This is a genomic window from Pseudomonas migulae NBRC 103157, from assembly GCF_002091715.1.
GTDB classification, from domain to species: Bacteria; Pseudomonadota; Gammaproteobacteria; order Pseudomonadales; family Pseudomonadaceae; genus Aquipseudomonas; species Aquipseudomonas migulae_A.
The window spans coordinates 104,443-129,135 of sequence record NZ_BDAG01000017.1; the positions used below are offsets into that span (position 1 = coordinate 104,443).

Genomic DNA, 24,693 nt, shown 5'->3' on the forward strand with positions numbered 1-24,693 from the left:
GACGCCTCACCGACTACTTAAGGCTGAAACGCGCCAATGAAAATTGCCGGATCCACCCGCGCATCATTCAGGCTGACATTCCAGTGCATATGCGGCCCGGTCGCGCGCCCGGTGGCGCCAACCTTCCCTACCACGCCGCCACGGGCCAGTTGTTGCCCGACCTGCACATCAATCTTCGACATGTGGCAGAACATGCTGATAAAGCCCTGCCCATGGTCGACAAACACCGTGTTGCCATTAAAGAAGTAGTTACCGATCAGGATCACCTTGCCCGCGGCCGGGGTCTTGATCGGTGTGCCGGCGTCCACGGCGAAATCCAGGCCCGAGTGCGGATTGCGCTCTTCACCATTGAAGAACCGGCGCACACCGAACTTGCTCGACAGCGGCCCGTTGACCGGTTTGTCCAGCAGCAGGTTGCTTGGGGTATTGGGACTGAACGTGCGGTAGGCGGCGATTTGCTCGGCCAGTTCGCGCTCGATGCGCTTGAGATTGTCCGGGTCTGGATTGACCTGTTGAGTGTTTTTCAAGGTGATGCGCTGTTCCGGGTATTTCTTGTTGCCGACGGTGAAACCCAGGTTACGACCACCGCTGCTGATGGATTGCGCCCCCGGTTTGACGGTCAACGGCACACCGACAATCGCCAGCCAATTGTTCTGCTCCTTGACCACCAGCACCGGTTTGCCTTGATAACTGGCTTTCGGCGCTTGGGCAGCACTGCCCAGATCCACGACCGCTACACCGCCCGGCACGGGCTTGTTCAACAGGCGGGTGATGTAGCTGTCGGCGTGGGCGTTAAAGGTCAGGCACAGCAACAGCAGTGGAGCTAAAAAACGCGGCATGGATCAATCCAGTAAAGAAAGGGTGACAGGCGTCAGGTGATTGTCTTCGACCCGCACGTGCAGTTCGCCTTCACCCAGTTTGGCTTTCAGGCGCTGGCCGTTGTGGGTTTGCGCGGCATTGCGGATTGCGTTGCCGCGCTCGTCCAGCAAAATGCTATAGCCACGGCCGAGGGTCGCCAATGGGCTGACCACGTGCAGCGTCTGTACCTGACTTTGCAGTTGCAGACGACGGGATTTGAGGCCTTCGCGGATGGCCCGGGGCAGGCGTTCGGCGAGGCTGTCGAGGCGCTGGCGCAGCATCGCCAGTTGCCGGCCCGGATGTTGCCCGGCGAGGCGGGTTTCCAGGCGGATCAAGCGTTCGCGACGGGTATTGAGGCTGCGTTCGAACGCGCGGCGCATGCGCATGTCCAGATCATCCAGCCGTTGCGCCTGCTGACGCAGACGTTCGCCGGGGTGGCGCAAGCGGCGGGAGATGCCTTCAAGGCGCAACCGATCACGCATCAGGCGGTCGCGCATGCGCATCACCAGGCGTCGATGCAGGCTCTCGACCCGGCGCACCAGGTCGCTGGAGTCCGGCGCCAGCAGTTCAGCGGCGGCGGACGGTGTCGGGGCGCGAACGTCGGCCACGAAGTCGCTGATCGATACATCGGTTTCATGGCCGACGGCGCTGACGATCGGCGTCACGCAAGCATCCACGGCACGGGCCACGGCTTCTTCGTTGAAACACCACAGGTCTTCCAGCGAGCCGCCGCCACGGGCCAGGATCAACGCATCGAAACCACGAGCGTCCGCCAGTTTCAGCGCGCGGACAATCTGCGCGGTGGCCTCGCGGCCCTGCACGGCGGTGGGGATCAGCGTCAGTTGCACCTGGGGCGCACGGCGGCGGAATACGCTGATGATGTCGCGGATCACTGCGCCGGTCGGCGAACTGATGATGCCAATGCGCTGCGGATGCGCCGGCAGCGGCACTTTGCGTTCGGCGCTGAACAGGCCTTCGGCGCTGAGCTTTTCCTTCAAGGCATCGAAGGCCAGGCGCAGTGCTCCGTCACCGGCCGGCTCGACGGTGTCGAGGATCAGCTGATAGTCGCCGCGCCCTTCGAACAGCGAAACCTTGCCGCGCACCTTGACCGCCAGACCATCCTTCAGCGCCTGGCGAACCCGCGCCGCGTTCTGCCGGAATAATGCGCAACGCACTTGGGCGCCGCTGTCTTTCAACGTGAAATACACATGGCCGGACGCCGGGCGCGCGAGGTTGGAGATTTCACCTTCGACCCAGATATTGCTGAACACGTCTTCGAGCAACACCCGCGCGCGGCCGTTGAGCTGGCTGACAGTCAGGACTTCACGGTCCAGGCCAAGTCTTGCAAAGGGATCTTTAATCATGGGGCGCATGATAAAGGCATTCGTCGCTGAATCTCCATGAATCAACGCAAATCCCTTGTGGGAGCGGGCTTGCTCGCGATAGCGGTGTGTCAGTCGACATTGATGTTGAATGTTCGACCGCTATCGCGAGCAAGCCCGTTCCCACAGGAGTTTGTGCAGGTTTTGAGGAAGTGTTCGACCAATGCTGTGGGATTCTGCCGGCAGGCGAGGGCGACGGTGCTGTGGCAATCCGGGTCGGCCAGGGGCAGGAAATGAATGTCGGGCGGCGCGATGTCCTGCATCGACTCCGGCAGCAGGGCGATGCCGAACCCGGCCTGAATCAATTGCAGTTGCGTGGTTTTGCGCGACACCACGCGGGCCGCTTTTGGAAAGAAACCCTGACGCATGCACAGCTCGGCGGACAGATAACTCAACCCTCCACGCTGAGGATGAGGAATGGAGATAAACGCCTCATCCTTGAGTTGCGCCAGATCGATGCCCTGCGTGGACTTATCCACAGCCAGCCGATGATGGGGCGGAACGGCCAGCAGCAATCGTTCGCTATACAAAGGAACAATCTGCACGCCTTCACGTTGGCGCAACACCGGCAGGCGCAGCAGTCCGACATCCAGCCGGTTGTCGGCCAACGCTTCAAGTTGCGCTTCGGAGGACAGCTTGGCGATGTCCATGGACACGCCGGCATGCTGGCTCAGGTAGTCGCTGATGCCTCGCAGCAGGCGGCCACTCATGGGCACGGTGCTTGAGTGACTAAGACGTAAGGTGCCGAGTTCTCCATTGCCGACCTGGGTGGCCATCTCACTGGCTTTGGTCAATTCGTTCAACAGGTTTCTGGCCCGGGGCAGGAAGGCTTCACCGGCGGCCGTTAGTCGAGGCAAGCGTGCCGTACGCTCGAACAACGGCGTTTGCAGGCGGGTTTCCATGTCCTTTATTTGCCGGCTCAGGGCCGATTGAGCAATGAACAGTCGTTCGGCGGCGGCGCTGAAACTCCCGCACTCGGCGATTTCCACGAAGTAACGCAATTGACGGGTTGAAAGCACAAGGTATGCCTTTTTGAGATGAGAGGGCCACTTTGAGGATATTAGTCGCAAGGCTCGGCGCTGGCTAAAGTCATCACAGGTATTTAATGAAGGCGTGCAGATGAACGTGCTTGAGTTGTTGCACCAATGGCCATTCGGCGCGACGGATTGGCTGGTGATCGGGTCGGGCATCGCGCTGGCCTATATCGTGTTTGGCATCGCCGGGTTCGGCACTGCACTGGTGGCCGGGCCGATTCTGATTCTGTTCATGCCGCTGTCGAAGATCGTGCCGTTGCTGGTGCTGCTGGATTTTGTCGCGGCGTTCGGCAATCTGTTGCCCTCACGACGGGATGTCGCCAGGCCGGAACTGCTGCGGCTGCTGCCCTGCATGGCGGTGGGTTGCACGCTGGGTGTGATCTTTCTGCTGAGCCTGAAATCCGACCTGTTGCTGCTATTGATGGGGCTGTTCATCAGCGTCTATGCGGTTTACAGCCTGTGGGTCAAAACCCGGCCGATGCAGTTGTCGGCAGGTTGGGCGGTGCCGATGGGCACGGTCGGCGGGATGTTCGGTGCGCTGTTTGGCAGTGGCGGCTTTTTATATGCGATCTATTTGAACAGCCGTTTACCGAAAGACGCGGCGCGGGCAACCCAGAGCGCACTGATCAGTTGCAGCACCGTCGTGCGCCTGAGCCTGTTTGCTGTCGCGGGTGTGTATGCCGAGCTACCCTTGTTGATGTTGGCGCTGTGTTTGTTGCCGGTCATGGCGTTGGGGCTGTGGGCCGGCCGGCGGCTGACCAAGAAGTTGTCTCGCGAGGCGTTCGTGCGGCTGGTGACGTGGTTGGTGCTGGCCAGCGGGATTGCGTTGATCGGGCGGTATTTGAGTACTTGACCTCAGAGTGTCAGGGATTAAGCTGCCGCCCGCTCGGACGCCTTCGCGGGCAAGCCCGCTCCCACAGTGACCGGGGTGAACATGATTTTTATGTACACCACCAATCCTTGTGGGAGCGGGCTTGCCCGCGAAAGCGTCAAACGGTACGCCGCAGAACTTTCCACTGACGTAGCAGGCTTGCACCCATGAATTCCCAAAGCATCATCGTCCCGAAAATCTCTACGCTGCCTGCGCACGAACCCCGGGCAAGGGCGGTCGTGCGGTGGCTGGTGCGCAAGAACATCGTCAAGGAAGAGCTGACCACTTGCGGCCGTACCGGCAACCGCATGGGGCACGCGATCGCCGACGGTGCCCGTGCCGTGGTATTGCACCCGGAAGCACTGCCGTTCGGCGAGCCGATCAATGGCCTCGAGATCATTACCAAGCGTTGCATCTACACGCCGGCCAAGGGTTTCCTTGGCGAAGCAGGCTGTCCCGAGTGCCGCAAGGAAATCGGCGAAGCGTTGTTCGAAAGCCTCGAAGACTGGATGCCGGGGCGCACCGATAACTTCATCTGCCCGGAATGCGGGCATGAAGATGACATCAACGGCTTTCTTTTCTTGCAGGAGTGCGGGTTTTCCAACCTGGGGTTCATCTTCAACAACTGGGCCGAGGCCGGGTTCAAGCAGAGCTTTATCGATGAGTTCGCCGACTGGCTGGATCAGCCCGTCAGTTGGGTGAAGGTCGAGTTGTGATACATCTGATAGACCACGTTATCGTTGATCGTCGGAGCGCCGCCCGCAGCAAGCCGGTTCCTACAATCACGCCGAATATGTTGGAGCCGGCTTGCTGGCGATGCTCTTCAAATCACCCGTCGATCACCGCATCGATAATAGACAGAGTTTTACATTGAACCCGAGGGGGTGTCTGACTATAATGGCGCGCTTCCATTTTCCCGCTCGGGAGCCCCCGCGATGCTGCGTATCAGCCAAGAAGCTCTGACATTCGACGACATTCTCCTAGTGCCTGGTTATTCCGAGGTGCTTCCTAACGAAGTCAGTCTCAAGACCCGCCTTACCCGTGGCATCGAGCTGAATATTCCTCTGGTTTCTGCCGCCATGGACACCGTTACTGAAGCCCGTCTGGCAATTGCCATGGCTCAGGAAGGTGGCATCGGCATTATCCACAAGAACATGACCATCGAGCAGCAAGCTGCCGAAGTGCGCAAGGTCAAGAAGTTCGAAGCCGGCGTGGTCAAGGACCCGATCACCATCGAGGCTGACGCCACGGTTCGTGATCTGTTCGAACTGACCCGCATGCACAATATTTCCGGCGTTCCGGTTTTGCACAATGGCGACCTGGTCGGCATCGTCACTTCCCGTGACGTGCGTTTCGAAAATCGTCTGGAAGCCACCGTCCGCGAAGTGATGACGCCTAAAGAGCGTCTGGTCACTGTCAAGGAAGGCGCCGACAAGAACGACGTTCGCGAGCTGTTGCACAAACACCGCATCGAACGCGTGCTGATCGTCGACGACAAATTTGCCCTCAAAGGCATGATGACCGTCAACGACATCGAAAAAGCCAAGGCTTACCCGCTGGCCAGCAAGGACGATCAAGGTCGTCTGCGCGTTGGCGCTGCCGTCGGTACCGGTAAAGACACCGGTGACCGCGTCGCTGCCCTGGTCAATGCCGGCGTTGACGTGGTGGTGGTCGACACCGCACACGGTCACTCCAAAGGCGTGATCGACCGCGTTCGCTGGGTCAAACAGAATTTCCCTGAAGTGCAGGTCATCGGCGGCAACATCGCCACCGGCGCTGCCGCCAAGGCCCTGGCCGAAGCCGGCGCTGACGCCGTCAAGGTCGGTATCGGCCCTGGCTCGATCTGCACCACCCGCATCGTCGCCGGTGTCGGCGTCCCGCAAATCAGTGCCATCGCCAACGTTGCCGCTGCCCTTGAAGGTACCGGTGTTCCGTTGATCGCCGACGGCGGTATCCGTTTCTCTGGTGACCTGTCCAAGGCCATCGTTGCCGGTGCTTCCTGCGTGATGATGGGCTCGATGTTCGCCGGTACTGAAGAAGCGCCAGGCGAGATCGAACTGTTCCAGGGTCGTTCGTACAAGGCTTACCGTGGCATGGGTTCGCTGGGCGCCATGTCCCAGGCTCAAGGTTCCTCCGACCGTTACTTCCAGGACTCCTCCGCGGGTGCCGAGAAGCTGGTACCGGAAGGTATCGAAGGACGTGTGCCGTACAAGGGCACCCTGAGCGCCATCATCCATCAACTGATGGGCGGCCTGCGTTCCTCGATGGGCTACACCGGCAGTGCCGACATCGAAGAAATGCGCACCAAGCCTGAGTTCGTGCGGATCACCGGCGCAGGCATGGCCGAGTCCCACGTCCACGACGTACAGATCACCAAAGAAGCGCCAAACTACCGCGTAGGTTGAGGCTTCAAGCAAAACGTTAAGTAACCCGGGGCTGTTCTATTCAGCCCCGAGTTGTTTCTGAATCACGACTGTTTCTGAATTACTTAGACGAGACTGAATCATGGCCCTCGACATTCACGCTCACCGCATCCTGATCCTCGATTTCGGTTCCCAGTACACCCAGCTGATTGCCCGCCGCGTGCGTGAAATCGGCGTGTACTGCGAACTGCATCCTTTCGACATGGATGAAGAAGCGATTCGCGAATTCGCTCCAAAAGGCGTCATTCTCGCCGGCGGCCCCGAGTCTGTGCACGAAGCCAACAGCCCTCGCTGCCCGCAAGCCGTTTTTGACCTGGGCGTACCGGTCTTCGGCATCTGCTACGGCATGCAGACCATGGCTGAACAGCTGGGTGGCAAGGTTGAAGGTTCCGAACTGCGTGAGTTCGGTTACGCCCGCGTTGACGTAGTCGGCAAGAGCCGCCTGCTCGATGGCATCGAAGACCACATCGACGCCGATGGCCTGTTCGGCCTCGACGTATGGATGAGCCACGGTGACAAAGTCACCAAGATGCCACAGAAATTCCACATCCTGGCCAGCACCCCAAGCTGCCCGATCGCCGGCATGTTCGACGATGCTCGCGGCTACTACGGCGTGCAGTTCCACCCGGAAGTGACCCACACCAAGCAGGGCGGACGCATCCTGTCGCGCTTCATCCTCGACATCTGCGGCTGCGAAGCGCTGTGGACGCCGTCGAAGATTGCTGAAGACGCCATCGCTCAGGTTCGCGCCCAGGTCGGCACCGACAACGTACTGCTCGGCCTGTCCGGCGGCGTTGACTCTTCGGTGGTTGCCGCGCTGTTGCACAAGGCCATCGGCGACCAGCTGACCTGCGTCTTCGTCGACAACGGCCTGCTGCGTCTGCACGAAGGCGAACAAGTGATGGCCATGTTCGCCGAGAACATGGGCGTCAAGGTCATCCGCGCCAACGCCGAAGACCAGTTCCTGAACAACCTGGCTGGCGAAAGCGATCCAGAGAAGAAGCGCAAGATCATCGGCCGTACCTTCATCGACGTCTTCGATGCCCAGTCCAACAAACTGGACAACATCAAGTACCTCGCCCAAGGCACCATCTACCCGGACGTGATCGAGTCGGCTGGCGCGAAAAGCGGCAAGGCTCACGTGATCAAGTCGCACCACAACGTGGGCGGCCTGCCGGAAGAAATGAACCTCAAGCTGGTTGAACCCCTGCGCGAGCTGTTCAAGGACGAAGTCCGTCGTCTGGGCCTGGAACTCGGCCTGCCGTACGACATGGTCTACCGTCACCCGTTCCCGGGCCCGGGGCTGGGCGTGCGCATCCTCGGTGAAGTGAAGAAGGAATACGCCGACCTGCTGCGTCGCGCCGACCACATCTTCATCGAAGAGCTGCGCAAGGCCGACTGGTACCACAAAGTCAGCCAGGCCTTCGTGGTGTTCCAGCCGGTGAAATCGGTTGGCGTTGTCGGCGATGGCCGTCGTTACGCCTGGGTCGTGGCCCTGCGTGCCGTGGAAACCATCGACTTCATGACCGCGCGTTGGGCTCACCTGCCTTACGAACTGCTGGAAACCGTCAGCGGCCGCATCATCAACGAAATCGAAGGCATCTCCCGCGTCACTTACGACGTGTCGAGCAAGCCGCCGGCGACGATTGAGTGGGAATGATCCCTGTCTGTCTGTCTGTCTGTCTGTCTGTCTGTCTGTCTGTCTGTCTGACTGTCTGACTGTCTGACTGTCTGACTGATCGTTCGTAACACCTGAAAGGCCCCGTGAATGTGAGTTCACGGGGCCTTTTGCGTTTTAGCGCCGGGCCACATCCGAGAAATAGAACTTGTCGAGGGTATGCCGTGATTCGGTGTACTCGAACTGGCGGCCGTCCTGCAGGAAGGTCTGGTTGCTGACCACAATCACATGGCTCTGGCCATCGAGGTCCAGGTGGTGCTGGTCGTCCTTGCTCCGGGGCACCGCTTCGATGGTGCGCTGGGCGTAGGCAATTTGCAGTTGCAGGGTCTGTTCGATGAAGGCGTAGATCGACTGCTCGGCGATGTCGCGGGACAGGCCGGGAATCACATCGCTGACGAAATGGTTGATGTCGAGAATCACGCGTTTGCCGTCGATCCGCCGCACGCGCTTGATCCGCGTGATCAGGCTGCCTTCTTCAGCCTTGATGTGTTCCAGCAGCGGGCCTTCGAGGGGGATCTGGGTGAACTCGACCACCTCGGTGCTGACGTCGTTGCCCAGTCGCGGATAAGTCTCCTGGAAGCTGACGATGCCACCCAACTGGAATTCGATCGGGTTGGTCGACAACACGAAAGTACCCTTACCGTGGACTTTCTGGGCGAAACCACGCTCCTGCAATTGCTCGATGGCCTTGCGCACAGTGCCGCGACTGGCCTGGTAGCTGTCCATCAATTCGGTTTCGGACGGCAACCGGGCGCCGCGTTCCAGACGTTCGGTCGTGATGCTGGCAAGCAGATCGCTGTAGATCTGGTTGTATTTACTCATGGGGATGGCTCTGTGCCGCGATGTGCTCAAGGTTTCGAACCTTAAGGGCAGGGTAGGGGTTTGTCCATGCGGGTTTAGGTTTCATCGTTTCGGTAGGTAGGAATTGTCGCCGACTGTCGGGTTCTGAATAAACAAATCAAACACGTCTGTACGAGTTGTTGCTTTAACTCGTACAGACGAGTACTTTTCGCTTCGGCGTGCTGCCAAAAACAAAAAACTACAGCGGAAGAAAAGCATGAGCCACGACTATCCGAATATCGCCAGCGAGCTGCTGCAAAGCCTCGGGGGCAGCGACAACCTCGAGCAGGCCGCGCACTGCGTCACACGCCTGCGCCTGGCCCTCAAGGACCCGAGCCGGGTCAACAGCGCCACGCTGAACCAGATTGATCTTGTGAAAGGCTCGTTCTTCACCGGCGGCCTGTTCCAAGTGGTCATCGGCCCCGGCGAGGTTGAAAAGGTTTACGCCGAACTGCGCCGTCAAACCGGTCTCGCCGCTTCAACCATCGCTGACGTCAAACTAAAAAGCGCCGAAAAGATAAACGCCATGCAGCGTCTGGTGCGGGTGTTTTCCGACGTGTTCATGCCGATCCTGCCGGCGTTGATCATTGCGGGGTTGTTGATGGGCATCAACAACCTGATCGGCGCCAAGGGCATGTTCATCGAAGGCAGGACCCTGCTGGACGCTTACCCGAAACTCGACGGGCTCTGGAGCCTGATCAACCTGATGGCCAATACTTCGTTTGTGTTTCTGCCGGCCCTGGTGGGCTGGTCGGCAGCCAAGCGGTTCGGCGGTAGCGAAATCCTCGGCATCGTGCTCGGTCTGATGCTCGTTCACCCCGATCTGCTCAATGCCTGGAACTACGGAAAGGCCGTTGCGGGTCTCGACGGTCAGAGCCTGCCGTACTTCGACATCCTCGGTTTGTTCCAGATCGAAAAGGTGGGTTACCAAGGGCAGATCCTGCCGATCCTGATGGCGGCCTACGTGATGAGCGTCATCGAGAAATGGCTGCGGGCGAGGGTGCCGAACGCGGTGCAACTGTTGGTGGTGCCGATCACCACCATCGTCGTCACTGGTGTGCTGGCACTGGCGGTGATTGGTCCGGTGACCCGGCACTTGGGGATTCTCATCACTGAGGGCGTGGTCATGCTGTTCGACCTCGCGCCGATGGTCGGCGGGGCGATCTTCGGGCTGCTCTACGCGCCGCTGGTGATCACTGGCATGCACCACATGTTCCTCGCGGTCGACTTGCAGCTGATCTCCACCCAGGGCGGCACATTCATCTGGCCGATGATCGTCATGTCCAACCTTGCCCAGGGCAGCGCGGCACTGGCGGTGTTCTACATGACCCGCAATGTGCGCGACAAAAGCATGGCCTCGACCTCGGCGATTTCCGCTTATTTCGGCATCACCGAGCCGGCCATGTTCGGGGTCAACCTGCGCTACAAGTTTCCGTTCTATGCGGCCCTGTGCGGCTCGGCCCTGGGTTGCATCTTCCTGTCGCTGAACAAGGTCCAGGCCTCGGCCATCGGCGTCGGGGGATTGCCCGGTTTCATCTCGATCATTCCGCAGTTCATTCCGATGTTCGTGATCGGGATGGTCATCGCCATGGTTGTGCCGTTTGTTCTGACCTGTGGGTTGAGCATGAAGATTGTCCGGCCGGGGTATCGGGTTGCCTGACAGATCGCAATCGCCGCCCCGGAGCCGGCTCGCTCCCATATTGGAATGCGATCAATTGTGGGAGCAAGGCTTGCCCGCGAAGAGGCCTCAAGGCCAGTACAAAACTTATTGAAGGAAGAACGCCATGCAAGACTGGCAACGTTCGGTGATCTACCAGATCTACCCGAAGAGTTTTCACAGCCACGCCGGCAACCCCACGGGTGATTTGCTCGGCGTCGTGGCCAAGCTCGATTACCTGCACTGGCTGGGTGTCGATTGCCTGTGGATCACGCCTTTCCTGCGCTCGCCCCAGCGCGACAACGGTTACGACATCAGCGATTACTACGCCATCGACCCGAGCTACGGGACCATGGCCGATTGCGAGTTGCTGATCGCCGAGGCCGGCAAGCGCGGGATCAAGCTGATGCTCGATATCGTGGTCAACCACACTTCGATCGAACACACCTGGTTCCAGCAGGCCCGCAGCAGCCTCGACAACCCGTACCGCGACTTTTACATCTGGCGCGATCAGCCGAACAACTGGGAGTCCAAATTCGGCGGTTCGGCCTGGGAATACGAGGCCCAGACCGGTCAGTATTTCCTGCACCTGTTCGATCACACCCAGGCCGACCTGAATTGGGACAACCCGAAAGTACGCGCCGAAGTCTTCAAGATGATGCGTTTCTGGCGCGATAAAGGCGTGGGTGGTTTCCGTCTGGACGTGATCAACCTGATCTCCAAACCGGCGGATTTCCCCGAGGACAATACTGACGGTCGACGTTTCTACACCGACGGCCCGAACGTGCATGAGTACTTGCAGCAGATGCACCGCGAAGTCTTCGAAGGTCATGACCTGATCAACGTCGGCGAGATGTCCTCCACCAGTCTGGAACACTGCATTCGCTACTCGAAACCGGATTCGAAAGAACTGTCGATGACCTTCAACTTTCACCACCTCAAGGTCGATTACCCGAACCTGCAGAAGTGGATTCGTGCCGACTTCGATTTCCTCCAGCTCAAGCGCATCCTTTCAGACTGGCAGACCGGCATGCAGGCAGGCGGTGGCTGGAACGCGCTGTTCTGGTGTAACCACGACCAGCCGCGTGTGGTCTCGCGTTTTGGCCATGACGGTGAGCATCGCGTGGTGTCGGCGAAGATGCTCGGCACCGCGCTGCACTTTCTTCAAGGCACGCCGTTTGTGTACCAGGGTGAAGAGTTGGGCATGACCAATCCGGGGTTTGATCACATCGATCAGTACCGCGATGTCGAGACGCTGAACATCTTTCGCCTCAAGCGTGAAGCGGGCGCGAGCGACGCCGACAACATGGCGGCAATCATGCAGAAATCCCGTGATAACGGCCGTACGCCGATGCACTGGAATGCCGAGCTGAACGCCGGATTCAGCGCCGCCGAACCCTGGATTGGCGTGCCGGCCAACGCGACACAGATCAACGTTGCGACCCAACTCGACGACCCGGACTCCGTGCTGCATCACTACCGTCAGTTGATTGCCCTGCGTCGCAGCGAAGCGCTGATGTCCGACGGCGTCTATCGGCAATTGTTGCCGGAGCACACGCAAATCTGGGCGTATGTGCGTGAAGGAAATGGCGAACGTTTGCTGGTGCTGAACAATTTCTATGGCACGCCGTGCGAAGTCGAACTGACGGAAGACGTGATCAACGAAGCGATGGCTCAGCGTCTGGTCATCAGCAACTACCCGGACTGTCCGCCGCGAAATCGGCAGATTTTTTTAAGGCCCTATGAGTCGTTCGTTTTGCACCTGACCGACTGACCGACCACTAAAAACTCCGACTTTAAAAACACGCAGAACGCTGCGCGGGGGAGTTTTGCGCGCCGAATTTGCGGAACAACACAATAAAAATAATGGGGTGGTTCTTGAAAACAACACTAAATCGCAGCCTTGCCGTCGCGAGCGTATGCCTGGCGTTGCCATTGTCGGCGCAGGCTCTGGAGTTCGGCGGTTACTTGCGCAGCGGCGTCGGGACATCGGTCAACAGTGGTAAACAGCAGTGTTTCCAACTACCCGGCGCACAGACCAAATACCGCTTGGGCAATGAATGTGAGCAATACGCCGAGCTCGAACTGCGTCAGGACCTGTACACCCTGGACGACGGTTCGGTGCTGAGCGTCGACGGTATGGCTTCGCTGTATAACCAGTACGACAAGGACCTGACGTTCAACGGCGATAACGGCTCGGTGCGCCTGCCGCAGCTGTACGCGCTGTGGTCGAACCTGCCCAGTCTCAACGGCGGCTCGTTGTGGGCCGGTCGGCGTTACTACAAGCGAAACGACATCCACATTTCCGACTTCTACTACTGGAATCAGAGCGCCACCGGCGGCGGTATCGAGGATGTGCTGATCGGCGATCTGAAATACAGCTACGCCTTCTCACGCAAGGACAACCTGTACCAGAAGGACTACATCAACCGTCACGATTTCAATGTCGCCGGCTTCAATACCAACCCCGGCGGCGAACTTGAATTCGGTCTGAGTTACATCGACAAACCCGACAGCCGCAACGCACATCACGGCTGGGCTATCACTACGCAGCATGTGCAAAAAGGCTTTCTGGGCGGCAAGAACAAACTGGCCTTCCAGTACGGTGAAGGCCCCGGCACCGGGTTGGGCTATACCGGTAACGTGAAGCTGGACGACAGCAGCAAAAGCTATCGGCTGGTGGAGTTTTTCGACTGGCAAGTGACACCGCGATTCGGTGGGCAAGTCGAGGCGGTTTACCAGAAAGACATTCGCCCGGACGGCGCCGATCAGAACTGGATTTCCTTGGGCATTCGCCCGGCGTACGCGATCACCGAGCAGTTCAAACTGGTGACCGAATTGGGTCACGATCAGGTCGAAGCCGAGGGCGGCACACGCAAGCTGAGCAAGTTCACTTTCGCCCCGACGTGGTCGCCCAAAGGCCCGGAATTCTGGGCGCGGCCCGAGGTGCGTTTGTATTACACCTATGCCAGCTGGAACGAGGCGGCCAAGCGGGCGGCCAATGAACTGGCGGCGGGTTCGGCGTTGTCCGATACCGGCGCCTTCGGCACGGCGCGGCACGGTTCGAATGTCGGATTGCAGGTCGAGTATTGGTGGAAATAAGCGATGCTGTCGGAGCCTCGCGCTCCATCGGCACTTCAAAGAACAAAACAGCAGGTGACGTCATGGCCACACCCCAACAATTGCAACTGCACGCCCCTTTGTCCGGCGTATTGATGCCACTGGACCTCGTGCCCGATCCGGTGTTTTCCAGCCGTGTGATCGGCGATGGCGTGTGCATCGATCCGACTTCAATGACCTTGTGCGCGCCGCTGGCAGGGGTTGTCAGCAATGTGCAGGCCAGTGGGCATGCCGTCAGTATCACCGACGAAAATGGCGTGCAGGTGTTGATGCACATCGGCCTCGACACGGTGAACCTGGCAGGCAAGGGGGTCACGCCGTTGGTGGAAGAGGGCCAGCAGGTTGACGTCGGGCAGCCGCTGATCGAGTTCGATGCCGATTTTGTTGCATTGAATGCTCGTAGCCTGCTGACGTTGATGTTGGTGGTCAGCGGTGAGCCGTTCACCTGGCTGGCGCCGGAAACGGGTCTGGTAGAGAGCGGTCAGCCCCTCTTGGGTTTGAACCCGGTCGAGCAGACAACCGATGCGCCGTTACCGCAAGAGGAGGAAGCATTGTTTTCCCAGCCGGTGACACTGGCCAACCCGAACGGCTTGCATGCCCGTCCGGCAGCGGTGTTCGCTCAGGCGGCGAAGGACTTTTCGGCGAGCATTTACCTGCATAAAAGGCAGGAGAGTGCGAACGCGAAATCCCTGGTGGCGATCATGGCGTTGCAGACAGCGCACGGCGATGTCTTGCAAGTCAGCGCCGCCGGCCCGGACGCCGATGTGGCAATCAAGTCGCTGACAGAACTGCTGGTGTCTGGTTGCGGTGAAGCGATGGAGGTCTTGGCGCAGGTCGAGGTGAATGAGATCGAGGCTTCATCGCTGACGGTGTTGCGCGGGGTTTGCGCATCGCCCGGATCGGCGTTTGGCCAAGTGGTGCAGATAGCCGAACAAAACCTGGACGTGAATGAACTCGGCGCCACACCGCAGGTTGAACGCGATCATCTGTCTCGCGCCCTGGCCGAGGCGCTGGTGGACTTGCAACAGTTGCGTGACAGTGCCATTGGCGACGCGCAGGCGGACATTTTCAAGGCGCATCAGGAACTGCTCGAAGACCCGGGTTTGCTGGAAGTGGCTCACGTACTGATCAACGAAGGCAAAAGCGCTGGTTTCGCTTGGCGGACGGCCACCGAGTCGGCTGCCACCTTGTTCAAAAAACTGGGCAATGCCTTGCTCGCGGAGCGGGCGGCGGACCTGGCCGACGTGAGTCAGCGGGTGCTCATGCTGATCCTCGGCGTACGGAGTCAGGCAATGGAGCTGCCTGAAGGGGCGATCCTGATCGCCGAACAACTGACGCCGTCACAGACCGCCGGGCTCGATACCCGAAAGGTGCTGGGTTTCGCCACGGTTGGCGGCGGCGCCACCAGCCACGTCGCGATCCTCGCCAGGGCGTTCGGTTTGCCGGCGATCTGCGGGCTTCCAGCGCAAGTGCTGGCGCTGGTCAACGGCACCCAGGTGCTGCTTGACGCCGACAAGGGCGAACTGCAGCTGGATCCGGATTTGCAGGCCATCGAACGGCTGCAAGCCCGGCGGCAGCTTCAACAGCAACGCCAGCGACATGAGCTGGCGCACGCAACACTGGCCGCCTGCACCCGCGATGGTCATCATTTTGAAGTGACGGCCAACATCGCTTCGCTGGCTGAAGCCGAGCAGGCCATGGCACTGGGAGGCGAGGGCGTCGGTTTGTTGCGCTCGGAGTTTCTGTATCTGGATCGCAATCATGCGCCGAGCCATGACGAGCAGGCGACCACCTACAGCGCCATCGCCAAGGCTCTCGGGCCGACGCGCAATCTGGTGGTGCGCACCCTGGATGTTGGCGGTGACAAACCGCTGGCCTACGTGCCGATGGACAGCGAAACCAACCCGTTCCTGGGCATGCGCGGGATTCGTTTGTGCCTGGAGCGTCCGCAGTTGTTGCGCGATCAGTTCAAGGCCATCCTGAGCAGCGCCGGGTTGGCTCGGCTGCACATCATGTTGCCGATGGTCACACAGCTTTCCGAGTTGCGCCTGGCCCGGCAACTGCTGGAAGAAGAGGCGCAGGCATTGGGCCTCACGGCATTGCCCAAGCTGGGCATCATGATCGAAGTGCCGGCGGCGGCGCTGATGGCTGATCTGTTTGCGCCCGAGGTGGATTTCTTCTCCATCGGCACCAACGACCTGACGCAATACACCCTGGCGATGGACCGCGATCACCCGCGTCTGGCCAGTCAGGCCGACAGTTTTCATCCAGCGGTTCTGCGCTTGATTGCCAGCACCGTGAAGGCTGCGCATGCCCACGGCAAGTGGGTCGGTGTGTGTGGCGCAATGGCCTCCGAGACGCTGGCCGTGCCGCTGCTGCTGGGGCTTGGGGTGGATGAACTGTCAGTGAGCGTACCGTTGATTCCGGCGATCAAGGCCGCGGTTCGCGAAGTTGACCTGGTGGACTGCCAGGCCATCGCCCAACAGGCCCTGGGCCTGGAAAGTGCCGGGCAGGTGCGCGAAGCCCTGCGGCTGTATCACGAGGCAACGGTCGATATTTCACTGGTTCTGGAGAACTGAACATGTTCGAGAAAATGAAGCGAGCGTTCTGGAAAGCGTTGACGCCGGATCTGGTGGTGGATGAGCCGAAGGCGGTTGCTCAACCTGTTTGCGGGCTGGCGCCGGCTGTCGTTGCCGCGCTGGGCGGTGTGGATAACCTCAAGTCGCAGCAACCAGTGGCGTTGACCCGGGTGCGGGTGGAGTTGCGCGATGTGGCGCGGATGGATCGGCAGGCATTGAGTGTGGCCGGTGTGCCGGGCGTGATGATGCTGGATGACGGGGTGGTGCATCTGATCACCGGCCTCCAGGCATAACCGATCCCCCTTGCCACAGGTATTGCCAGACATGCTTTTGAGTGCGGCCATCCGCCGCCCCACCCTTACTGTTTCTCAACCGCAGGTGTATCGTATTCGCCTTTTACAGGCTCCCGTGCCTGTCGCTGATACGTGAGGTAGTTGAGTTCATGTCCTTTACCCGTCGCCAAATCCTCGGTGGCCTGGCCGGTCTTGTTGTCGTTGGTGTCGGAGCGGGGGGCGCGTCGCGGTACTGGCTGGGCAAGATGGCCGACGCCGATGCGGGCCACGACTATGAGCTGATCGCCGCGCCACTGGACGTCGAACTGGTGGCCGGGCACAAGACCGAAGCCTGGGCGTTCGGCCCGTCGGCGCCGGGCACCGAGTTGCGCGTGCGTCAGGGCGCATGGCTGCGGGTGCGTTTCATCAACCACCTGCCGGTGGCGACCACCATTCACTGGCACGGCATCCGCCTGCCGCTGGAAATGGATGGCGTGCCTTACGTCTCGCAACTGCCGGTGTTGCCGGGTGAATACTTCGATTACAAATTCCGCGTGCCGGATGCCGGCAGCTATTGGTATCACCCGCACGTGAACAGCAGCGAAGAACTCGGTCGCGGACTGGTTGGCCCGTTGATCGTCGAGGAACGCAAGCCGACCGGTTTCAAGTACGAAAAGACCCTGAGCCTCAAGAGCTGGCACGTTGATGAAGAAGGTGCGTTCGTCGCGTTCAGCATTCCTCGCGAAGCGGCCCGAGGGGGCACGGCAGGGCGCCTGTCGACCATCAATGGTGTCTCGCAAGCGGTGATCGACTTGCCTGCCGGGCAGATCACCCGGGTGCGCGTGCTCAACCTCGACAACACGCTGACGTATCGCCTCAACATTCCCGGCGTCGAAGCGCAGATCTACGCGCTGGACGGCAACCCCATCGATCCGCGCCCGTTGGGCAAGGAATACTGGCTCGGTCCGGGCATGCGCATTTGCCTGGCGATCAAGGCGCCGTCCGCCGGTGAAGAGTTGTCCCTGCGCAATGGCCCGGTTCGCCTGGGCACATTCCGCTCCGTGGCCAATACTGAGGCACCCACCGAATGGCCGCCCGCGCTGCCCGCCAATCCAGTGGCCGAGCCGGACCTGGCCAATGCCGAGAAACTCAACTTCAATTTCGAATGGGTCGGCTCGGTGTCGGTGAACGTCGACAACGGCAAGCCACCAAGCCTGTGGCAGATCAACGGCAAGGCCTGGGACATCACCGACAAGACCTGCGCCGACCGCCCGATTGCCAAGCTCGAGAAGGGCAAGAGCTACATTTTCGAATTGAAAAACATGACTCAATATCAGCACCCGATTCACTTGCACGGCATGAGCTTCAAGGTGATCGCGTCGAACCGGCACAAGGTGATTCCGTATTTCACCGACACGTATTTGCTGGGCAAGAACGAACGTGCACAAGTAGCGCTGGTGGCGGATAACCCTGGGGTATGGATGTTCCATTGCCATGTGATCGACCACATGGAAACCGGCCTGATGGCCGCCATCGAGGTGGCATGATGCGTCAGATTCGTCCCGCCGCGATCATCGATCGCAGTCGTGATCGCGACTTCATGCGCGAAGCCCTGGCGCTGGCCGCACAAGGTGCGGCGCTCGGCGAAGTGCCCGTCGGTGCAGTGCTGGTACAGGACGGTGAAATCATCGGTCGCGGCTTCAACTGCCCGATCAGCGGCAACGACCCGAGTGCCCATGCCGAGATGGTCGCCATCCGCGCTGCGGCGTTGGCGGCCAGCAATTATCGTCTGCCGGGCAGTACGCTGTACGTGACGCTGGAGCCGTGCAGCATGTGCGCCGGCTTGATCGTGCATTCGCGGATTGCGCGGGTGGTGTATGGCGCTTTAGAGCCGAAGGCAGGGATTGTGCAGAGTCAGGGGCAGTTCTTTACCCAGGGCTTTTTGAATCATCGGGTGTTGTATGAAGGCGGGGTGTTGGCGGAGGAGTGTGGGGCGGTTTTGAGCGAGTTCTTCAAGGCCCGAAGAGCCAAGCCTTCAGACTGAACACAAAACTAATGTGGGAGCGGGCTTGCTCGCGAATGCGGATTAACATTCAACAGACGTGTTGACTGATCCTCCGCTTTCGCGAGCAAGCCCCACATTTTGATCTCCAGTGGTAGGGAGATGGTGTTTACTTGCGGGCGACGATGACGGCCCGCATCGGCGCCGGCAGCCCTTCAATCGTCTTGCTGTGATCTTCCGGATCGAGGAAGTCGCTCAACGACTGATACTTCATCCATTCCGTCCCGCGCTGTTCCTCGACGGTCGTCACGCTGACATCCACGCACTTCACGTCCGTGAAACCGGCGCGCCGCAACCAGAGCATAAGCGCCGGCACCGACGGCAAAAACCACACGTTGCGCATCTGCGCATAACGATCTTCCGGCACCAGCACCTGCTGCTGATCGCCTTCAATCACCAGCGTTTCCAGCACCAGTTCACCGCCCTTGACCAGGCAATCCTTCAGCGCCAGCAAATGCTCGATCGGCGAGCGACGGTGGTAGAACACACCCATGGAAAACACGGTGTCGAAACCTTCGAGGTTCGGCGGCAGGTCCTCGAAAGGGAACGGCAGGTGCCAGGCGTTGGGCTCGGACAAGTAGCGCTGAACCGCCTGGAACTGGCAGAAGAACAGCCAGTTCGGATCGACGCCGATCACGCTGTCGGCACCGGCGCCGAGCATGCGCCACATGTAGTAGCCATTGCCGCAGCCGACATCGAGGATGCGTTTGCCCTTCAGGTCCAGATGCGGAGCGACGCGCGACCACTTCCAGTCCGAACGCCATTCGGTATCGACGTGCACGCCGAACAAGTCGAACGGGCCCTTGCGCCATGGCGACAACCCCATCAGCGCCGTGCGCATCTGCGCGCGGGTTGCGTCGTCGCAAGCCGTGTCCAGGGTCAGACCGTTGAGCAGATCGACCTCACTCGGCTGGATCTTAGGCAAGGCGTCCAGCGCACTCTGCCAACGCTCCAGATCGCCGTGACCCTTTTCCATTTTCTTGTCGAGTTGCGCCTGCAGGGTGTTGGCCCATTCGGCCAGCGGCGTGCCGGCCAGACGGCGGGCGAGAGGGGACAGATCAATCATGGCAAGGCAATCAACGAGGCAAAGTTAAGACACTGGAACCACGGCACGACTTTCGAGAACCCGGCGGCCAGCAGGCGCTCGCGGTGTTCTTCGAGGCTGTCGGGCTTCATGACGTTTTCGATGGCGCTGCGCTTCTGGGCGATTTCCAGCTCGCTGTAGCCGTTGGCGCGTTTGAAGGCGACGTGCAGGTCGGTGAGCAGCGCGTGCTCTTCGGGGTCGTTGAAACGCAGCTTTTCCGAGAGGATCAACGCACCACCGGGCAACAGCGACTGGCGGATGCGCGAGAGCAATGCGGTGCGCTGGTCGGGGGCGATGAATTGCAGGGTGAAGTTCAGCGCCACGACAGAAGCAGGCTGGAAGTCGAGGGCGAGGATGTCGCCTTCGATGACTTCGACCGGCAGCAACTCCTGGAACATTGAATCCTGACCGTTGAGGTATTCGCGGCAGCGTTCGACCATGGCGGCGGAGTTATCCACAGCGATGACCCGGCAGCCGTCGGTGCGCACGTGACGGCGCAAGGCTTGGGTCACGGCGCCGAGGGACGAGCCGAGGTCGTAAAGCACGCTATTGGGCTGGGCGAATTGCGCGGCGAGCACGCCGAGGTTTTCAACGATGGTCGGATAGCCTGGCACCGAGCGCTTGATCATGTCCGGGAACACCCGCACCACGTCCTCGTTAAAGGCGAAGTCGGGCACCTGGGCCAAAGGCTGGGCGAAAAGGCGATCGGGTTCTTTGCTCACGGCGGTTCCAGCGGCGTAGGTGGAAAAGGCCGGCATTTTAGCCAACTTGGCGCGGGGATGCGCGGGTTGTCTGATAAACCGCCAAATCAAAAGATCGCAGCCTTCGGCAGCTCCTACATTGAAATGCGATCCCTTGTAGGAGCTGCCGAAGGCTGCGATCTTTTTCTCAGGTGGAATGCAGTTTCGGACCGAACGCCGATGCCGCAATCCCCCATTGCCCCAGCCAATAGCTGAGGATGATCACGTAGGGCGCGGCATGAAATGGCGCGACAAACCGATTGATGCCAATCACGCTGTCGGAAAACACAAACGCCAGCGCACCGCCCGCCGCCAGCAGCGCCGAGCGTTTGGGCACATCGGTTCCCAGGCGAGCCAGCGCCCGCCAGAGCATGGCGCTGATGGCCAGGCCGTAAACAATCACCGGGATCAGCAGCGGGCCCAGACCATTGGCAATCAAAATCCCCAATAGCATCGCGCCGACGCCCAGTGCGAGGATCAACGGCAACACCGCCAATCGCCGGCAATCACTCAAATACGCTTTCAGATACGCCAGGTGGGCCACCAGAAACGCCCCGAGGCCGAATACGAACAAATCCCCCGGCCACGCCAACAGCACGTCGCCCAGCAGGGAAAAAATCAGGCCCAGGCTGATCCAGCGTCGATACTCGCTGGGCGGCGCGTCGTGCAGCCACCCGAGCAACGCCAGCACGGGCAACGGTTTCACCAACAGGCAAAGCAGCGCAGCGTGCACGCTCAGGCCGTAGAGAAAAGTCACCGCGCCCATCAGCGCCAGAATCAGCCAGCCCACGATCAGTTAACCGAAATCGCGCAGTCGAAGGTTTCCACCGCCGGCACTTCCGGGGCCCAAGGTTGTTGCGAAGTCAGGCGCAAGCGCCCCGAACCGGCACCGAACGCCTGAAAGCGCCAGGTCGACATGCCGGCCGCGCCCACGACGCCGGCATCTTCCGGGTTTCGATAAACCTCTGGCCCCAGTGCGCGCAACACGCCACCGGCCGAATCCTGGATCGCCCAGCGATAACCCGTGGTCGGGTTACTTGGCAGGGTCAGGATGAGGTTTTGCCCACTGTTCATTTGCACCGGGCATTCGCTTTGTTTTTCCACGGTCACGTTCTGTTTCGGTTGCGTGGCGCACGCGGTGAGCAAGGCGAGGGCGAGGGGGACAAACAGGCGGGTGAGGGACATAGGGTCAGTGGCTCCGGCATTCACGACGAACGGCGAGCATAACTGAAGATGAGACAAATTGTGACGGCGCCGGGAAGTGATGTCGGTAGTGCCGACGCCATCGCCAGCAAGCCGGCTCCTACAGGGGGGCCGTGTCGGTCACAAAAATGCGAGCTACACAAAACCCTTGTAGGAGCCGGCTTGCTGGCGAAAGCGATCGTTCAGACGCTACATGACTATCAGAACAACACCTTCGCCACATCCGCAAAACGTTTGGCGAAATGCACGGTAATCCCTTCCTTCAGATAATCCGGCAACTCATCGAAACTGCCACGGTTAGGCTCGGGCAAAATCAATTCGAAGATCTTCTGTCGCCGCGCCGCAATCACCTTCTCGCGCACCCCGCCAATCGGCAGGACATGCCCGGTCAGGGTCAGCTCGCCAGTCATCGCCACGCCTTTTTTCGGCGGCTGGTTGCGGGCCAGGGACAGCAAAGCGCTGGCCATGGTCACGCCGGCGCTCGGGCCGTCTTTCGGGGTGGCGCCTTCCGGCACGTGCAGGTGGACGAACGCTTCGTCGAAGAACTTCGGATCACCACCAAACGACTTCAGATTCGAGCTGACGTAGCTGTAGGCGATTTCTGCCGACTCCTTCATCACGTCACCCAGTTGCCCGGTGAGTTTGAAACCCCGATTGAGCGTGTGAATCCGCGTCGCTTCGATCGGCAGGGTTGCGCCGCCCATGCTGGTCCAGGCCAGGCCTGTGATCACCCCAGTGCCGGACAGCACTTGTTCGTTGCGGAACACGGGATGGCCCAGTGAGGCCTCCAGGTCCTTGGGAGCAATTTTGATCACGGCTTTCGGCTCTTCGATCAACTTCACCACGGCTTTGCGCACCAGTTTGCCCAGTTGTTTTTCCAACTGCCGCACCCCGGCTTCACGGGCGTAACCGTCGATCAACGCCTTCAACGCGCTGTCGCTGATGCTCAGGCTGCCTTTCGACACACCCGCTTTCTCAAGCTGTTTCGGCCACAGGTGACGCTTGGCGATGGCGATTTTTTCTTCGGTGATGTAACCCGACAGGCGGATCACTTCCATCCGGTCCAGCAGCGGGCCGGGGATTGAATCGAGGGTGTTGGCGGTGCAGACGAACAGCACTTTCGACAGGTCCAGACGCAGGTCCAGATAATGGTCGAGGAATTCGACGTTCTGCTCCGGGTCCAGCGTTTCCAGCAGCGCCGAGGCCGGGTCGCCCTGGTAGCTCTGGCCCATCTTGTCGATTTCGTCGAGCATGATCACCGGGTTCATCACTTCGACGTCTTTCAGCGCTTGCACGAGTTTGCCCGGCATCGCACCAATGTACGTTCGGCGATGGCCCTTGATCTCGGCTTCGTCGCGCATGCCGCCGAGGCTGAAGCGATAGAACGGCCGGCCAAGGGATTCGGCGATGGATTTGCCGACGCTGGTCTTGCCCACGCCGGGCGGACCCACCAGCAGCACGATGGAGCCACTGATCTCGCCTTTATAGGCACCGACGGCGAGGAATTCGAGGATGCGATCCTTGATGTCATCGAGGCCGGCGTGGTGTTTGTCCAGCACCTTGCGGGCGTGCTTGAGGTCGAGTTTGTCCTCGCCGTACACGCCCCACGGCACCGAGGTGGCCCAGTCGAGGTAGTTGCGGGTGACTGCGTACTCCGGCGACCCGGTTTCGAGGATCGACAGTTTGTTCATTTCCTCTTCGATGCGCTTCTGCGCCTGCGCCGACAAGACCTTGCCTTCCAGGCGCTGCTCGAACTGCTCGATGTCGGCGCTACGGTCGTCCTTGGTCAGGCCCAGCTCTTGCTGGATGACTTTTAACTGCTCTTTAAGGAAGAACTCGCGCTGATGCTCGCCGATTTTGCGGTTAACTTCGGCGGAAATTTCTTTCTGCAGGCGCGCGACTTCGACTTCCTTGCGCAGCATCGGCAGGACTTTTTCCATGCGCTTGAGCATCGGCACGCAGTCGAGCACTTCCTGCAGTTCGCTGCCGGTGGCCGAGGTCAGGGCGGCGGCGAAGTCGGTCAGGGGCGACGGATCGTTGGGGCTGAAGCGGTTGAGGTAGTTTTTCAGCTCTTCGCTGTACAGCGGGTTGAGCGGCAGCAGTTCCTTGATCGCGTTGATCAGCGCCATGCCGTAGGCCTTGACCTCGTCGGTAGGCTCGGTGGGCTGGTGCGGGTATTCGACTTCCACCAGGTACGGCGGGCGATGGTGTTTGAGCCAGGTGCGGATGCGCACGCGGGTCAGGCCCTGGGCGACGAACTGCAGTTTGCCGTTTTCGCGGCTGGCATGGTGCACCTTGACCAGCGTGCCGTAGAGCGGCAGGGCCGAGGTATCGAAATGGCGCGGGTCTTCCTGGGGCGTGTCCATGTAGAACAGGGCCAGGGAGTGGTGATCGGATTTGCTGACCAGATCCAGCGTTTCAGCCCACGGTTCTTCATTGACGATGACCGGCAGCACTTGGGCCGGGAAGAACGGGCGGTTGTGGATCGGGATGATGTAGACCTTGTCCGGCAGGTTGTGGCCGGGCAGGGCCAGGCCTTTGCCGGTGGAGTGGTGTTCGGCGTTCTCGGGGTCGGCGTATTCGCTCGGGTCTTCGGGGAATTCTTGCTGGTCGCTCATGGGGCACCTGCGCAATGGGGTATGGGTCTTAGATGGGGCAGGTGGGGGGTGGTTTCAATGGTCGCGGGTAATTCAAGGTATGTGTTCAGGGTTTGGACAGGTAGTGGCGGCCTTTGGGCCGACCAGGCTTTTGTTGACTGGGTGGTGCATATCCATTTCTGCGGTAATGGCGGCTGGCGGTTTCGCCCTTACGGCGAGTCCCTTTTGGCAAACGCCCCAAAAGGAACCAAAAGGTCTCGCCCCGAGCGTCCGGCCCCTCGCTAAGGCCCGGC

At 60.3% G+C, this 24,693-nt stretch carries 20 protein-coding genes; 11 read left to right on the plus strand and 9 right to left on the minus strand.

What is annotated here, in order from left to right:
* Nucleotides 1–17: 17 nt before the first annotated feature.
* The 3 genes from PMI01S_RS15130 to PMI01S_RS15140 form a co-directional block, all read right to left on the minus strand.
* On the minus strand, nucleotides 18–839 hold the full coding sequence (locus PMI01S_RS15130) for a M23 family metallopeptidase (protein WP_084320788.1): 822 nt from the start codon (nucleotides 837–839) through the stop codon (nucleotides 18–20).
* Between the two features lie 3 nt (nucleotides 840–842).
* On the minus strand, nucleotides 843–2,222 hold the full coding sequence (xseA, locus tag PMI01S_RS15135) for an exodeoxyribonuclease VII large subunit (protein ID WP_084320789.1): 1,380 nt from the start codon (nucleotides 2,220–2,222) through the stop codon (nucleotides 843–845).
* Nucleotides 2,223–2,311: 89 nt separating this feature from the next.
* Complete coding sequence (locus PMI01S_RS15140; RefSeq protein ID WP_084320790.1) at nucleotides 2,312–3,259, minus strand: LysR family transcriptional regulator; 948 nt, start codon at nucleotides 3,257–3,259, stop codon at nucleotides 2,312–2,314.
* Between the two features lie 100 nt (nucleotides 3,260–3,359).
* Here PMI01S_RS15140 and PMI01S_RS15145 point away from each other — a divergent pair, with 100 nt between their 5' ends.
* From PMI01S_RS15145 to guaA, 4 genes are all read left to right on the plus strand, one after another.
* Nucleotides 3,360–4,127: a sulfite exporter TauE/SafE family protein gene (locus tag PMI01S_RS15145; RefSeq protein WP_084320791.1), complete on the plus strand. Its 768-nt coding sequence runs from the start codon at nucleotides 3,360–3,362 to the stop codon at nucleotides 4,125–4,127.
* Between the two features lie 185 nt (nucleotides 4,128–4,312).
* Nucleotides 4,313–4,861, plus strand: a complete 549-nt coding sequence (locus PMI01S_RS15150; RefSeq protein WP_084320792.1) for a sugar ABC transporter ATPase — start codon at nucleotides 4,313–4,315, stop codon at nucleotides 4,859–4,861.
* Between the two features lie 219 nt (nucleotides 4,862–5,080).
* Entirely contained in the window at nucleotides 5,081–6,550 is a 1,470-nt protein-coding gene (gene guaB, locus PMI01S_RS15155) for an IMP dehydrogenase (protein WP_084320793.1), read from the plus strand.
* Nucleotides 6,551–6,650: 100 nt separating this feature from the next.
* Nucleotides 6,651–8,228: a glutamine-hydrolyzing GMP synthase gene (guaA, locus tag PMI01S_RS15160; RefSeq protein ID WP_084320794.1), complete on the plus strand. Its 1,578-nt coding sequence runs from the start codon at nucleotides 6,651–6,653 to the stop codon at nucleotides 8,226–8,228.
* A gap of 135 nt (nucleotides 8,229–8,363) precedes the next feature.
* Here guaA and treR read toward each other — a convergent pair whose 3' ends face one another.
* Entirely contained in the window at nucleotides 8,364–9,068 is a 705-nt protein-coding gene (gene treR / locus PMI01S_RS15165; RefSeq protein ID WP_084320795.1) for a trehalose operon repressor, read from the minus strand.
* A 235-nt stretch (nucleotides 9,069–9,303) separates the two neighbouring features.
* Here treR and treP point away from each other — a divergent pair, with 235 nt between their 5' ends.
* The 7 genes from treP to tadA all read left to right on the plus strand — a co-directional run bounded on the left by treP (nucleotide 9,304) and on the right by tadA (nucleotide 18,758).
* Nucleotides 9,304–10,746 carry a PTS system trehalose-specific EIIBC component gene (gene treP / locus PMI01S_RS15170; protein WP_084320796.1) on the plus strand — a complete coding sequence of 481 codons (1,443 nt, stop codon included), beginning with the start codon at nucleotides 9,304–9,306 and terminating at the stop codon, nucleotides 10,744–10,746.
* A 124-nt stretch (nucleotides 10,747–10,870) separates the two neighbouring features.
* Nucleotides 10,871–12,517, plus strand: a complete 1,647-nt coding sequence (gene treC / locus PMI01S_RS15175; protein ID WP_084320797.1) for an alpha,alpha-phosphotrehalase — start codon at nucleotides 10,871–10,873, stop codon at nucleotides 12,515–12,517.
* Between the two features lie 104 nt (nucleotides 12,518–12,621).
* Nucleotides 12,622–13,845, plus strand: coding sequence for a maltoporin (locus tag PMI01S_RS15180; protein WP_084320808.1), 1,224 nt, complete (start codon nucleotides 12,622–12,624; stop codon nucleotides 13,843–13,845).
* A gap of 62 nt (nucleotides 13,846–13,907) precedes the next feature.
* Nucleotides 13,908–16,442 (plus strand): phosphoenolpyruvate--protein phosphotransferase, encoded by a 2,535-nt coding sequence (gene ptsP, locus PMI01S_RS15185; protein WP_084320798.1) that lies wholly within the window; start codon nucleotides 13,908–13,910, stop codon nucleotides 16,440–16,442.
* Between the two features lie 2 nt (nucleotides 16,443–16,444).
* A complete protein-coding gene (locus PMI01S_RS15190; RefSeq protein ID WP_084320799.1) occupies nucleotides 16,445–16,735 on the plus strand; it encodes a PTS sugar transporter subunit IIB in 291 nt (96 codons plus the stop codon).
* 149 nt (nucleotides 16,736–16,884) lie between these two features.
* Nucleotides 16,885–18,261, plus strand: coding sequence for a multicopper oxidase family protein (locus tag PMI01S_RS15195; protein WP_084320800.1), 1,377 nt, complete (start codon nucleotides 16,885–16,887; stop codon nucleotides 18,259–18,261).
* The gene (gene tadA, locus PMI01S_RS15200) at nucleotides 18,261–18,758 is read left to right on the plus strand and encodes a tRNA adenosine(34) deaminase TadA (protein ID WP_084320809.1); all 498 of its coding nucleotides are present in this window, start codon (nucleotides 18,261–18,263) and stop codon (nucleotides 18,756–18,758) included. Before PMI01S_RS15195 ends, tadA begins: the two co-directional genes overlap by 1 nt.
* Before the next feature lie 127 nt (nucleotides 18,759–18,885).
* Here the strand turns inward: tadA and cmoB are convergent, their stop codons facing one another.
* The 5 genes from cmoB to lon form a co-directional block, all read right to left on the minus strand.
* The gene (gene cmoB / locus PMI01S_RS15205; RefSeq protein ID WP_084320801.1) at nucleotides 18,886–19,842 is read right to left on the minus strand and encodes a tRNA 5-methoxyuridine(34)/uridine 5-oxyacetic acid(34) synthase CmoB; all 957 of its coding nucleotides are present in this window, start codon (nucleotides 19,840–19,842) and stop codon (nucleotides 18,886–18,888) included.
* A complete protein-coding gene (gene cmoA / locus PMI01S_RS15210; RefSeq protein WP_174602671.1) occupies nucleotides 19,839–20,618 on the minus strand; it encodes a carboxy-S-adenosyl-L-methionine synthase CmoA in 780 nt (259 codons plus the stop codon). The genes cmoB and cmoA overlap by 4 nt, the downstream gene beginning before the upstream one ends.
* Before the next feature lie 130 nt (nucleotides 20,619–20,748).
* Nucleotides 20,749–21,390, minus strand: a complete 642-nt coding sequence (locus tag PMI01S_RS15215) for a lysoplasmalogenase (protein ID WP_084320802.1) — start codon at nucleotides 21,388–21,390, stop codon at nucleotides 20,749–20,751.
* A gap of 2 nt (nucleotides 21,391–21,392) precedes the next feature.
* Nucleotides 21,393–21,785, minus strand: a complete 393-nt coding sequence (locus PMI01S_RS15220; RefSeq protein ID WP_084320803.1) for a protease inhibitor I42 family protein — start codon at nucleotides 21,783–21,785, stop codon at nucleotides 21,393–21,395.
* Nucleotides 21,786–22,003: 218 nt separating this feature from the next.
* Nucleotides 22,004–24,421, minus strand: a complete 2,418-nt coding sequence (lon, locus tag PMI01S_RS15225) for an endopeptidase La (RefSeq protein ID WP_084320804.1) — start codon at nucleotides 24,419–24,421, stop codon at nucleotides 22,004–22,006.
* Nucleotides 24,422–24,693 lie beyond the last annotated feature (272 nt).

Coding starts and splice junctions, on each gene's coding strand:
- PMI01S_RS15130 (WP_084320788.1), bottom strand. CDS start 839: ATGCCGCGTTTTTTAGCTCCACTGCTGTTGCTGTGCCTGACCTTTAAC.
- xseA (WP_084320789.1), bottom strand. CDS start 2,222: ATGATTAAAGATCCCTTTGCAAGACTTGGCCTGGACCGTGAAGTCCTG.
- PMI01S_RS15145 (WP_084320791.1), top strand. CDS start 3,360: ATGAACGTGCTTGAGTTGTTGCACCAATGGCCATTCGGCGCGACGGAT.
- PMI01S_RS15150 (WP_084320792.1), top strand. CDS start 4,313: ATGAATTCCCAAAGCATCATCGTCCCGAAAATCTCTACGCTGCCTGCG.
- guaB (WP_084320793.1), top strand. CDS start 5,081: ATGCTGCGTATCAGCCAAGAAGCTCTGACATTCGACGACATTCTCCTA.
- guaA (WP_084320794.1), top strand. CDS start 6,651: ATGGCCCTCGACATTCACGCTCACCGCATCCTGATCCTCGATTTCGGT.
- treR (WP_084320795.1), bottom strand. CDS start 9,068: ATGAGTAAATACAACCAGATCTACAGCGATCTGCTTGCCAGCATCACG.
- treP (WP_084320796.1), top strand. CDS start 9,304: ATGAGCCACGACTATCCGAATATCGCCAGCGAGCTGCTGCAAAGCCTC.
- treC (WP_084320797.1), top strand. CDS start 10,871: ATGCAAGACTGGCAACGTTCGGTGATCTACCAGATCTACCCGAAGAGT.
- ptsP (WP_084320798.1), top strand. CDS start 13,908: ATGGCCACACCCCAACAATTGCAACTGCACGCCCCTTTGTCCGGCGTA.
- PMI01S_RS15190 (WP_084320799.1), top strand. CDS start 16,445: ATGTTCGAGAAAATGAAGCGAGCGTTCTGGAAAGCGTTGACGCCGGAT.
- PMI01S_RS15195 (WP_084320800.1), top strand. CDS start 16,885: ATGTCCTTTACCCGTCGCCAAATCCTCGGTGGCCTGGCCGGTCTTGTT.
- tadA (WP_084320809.1), top strand. CDS start 18,261: ATGCGTCAGATTCGTCCCGCCGCGATCATCGATCGCAGTCGTGATCGC.
- cmoB (WP_084320801.1), bottom strand. CDS start 19,842: ATGATTGATCTGTCCCCTCTCGCCCGCCGTCTGGCCGGCACGCCGCTG.
- cmoA (WP_174602671.1), bottom strand. CDS start 20,618: ATGCCGGCCTTTTCCACCTACGCCGCTGGAACCGCCGTGAGCAAAGAA.
- PMI01S_RS15220 (WP_084320803.1), bottom strand. CDS start 21,785: ATGTCCCTCACCCGCCTGTTTGTCCCCCTCGCCCTCGCCTTGCTCACC.
- lon (WP_084320804.1), bottom strand. CDS start 24,421: ATGAGCGACCAGCAAGAATTCCCCGAAGACCCGAGCGAATACGCCGAC.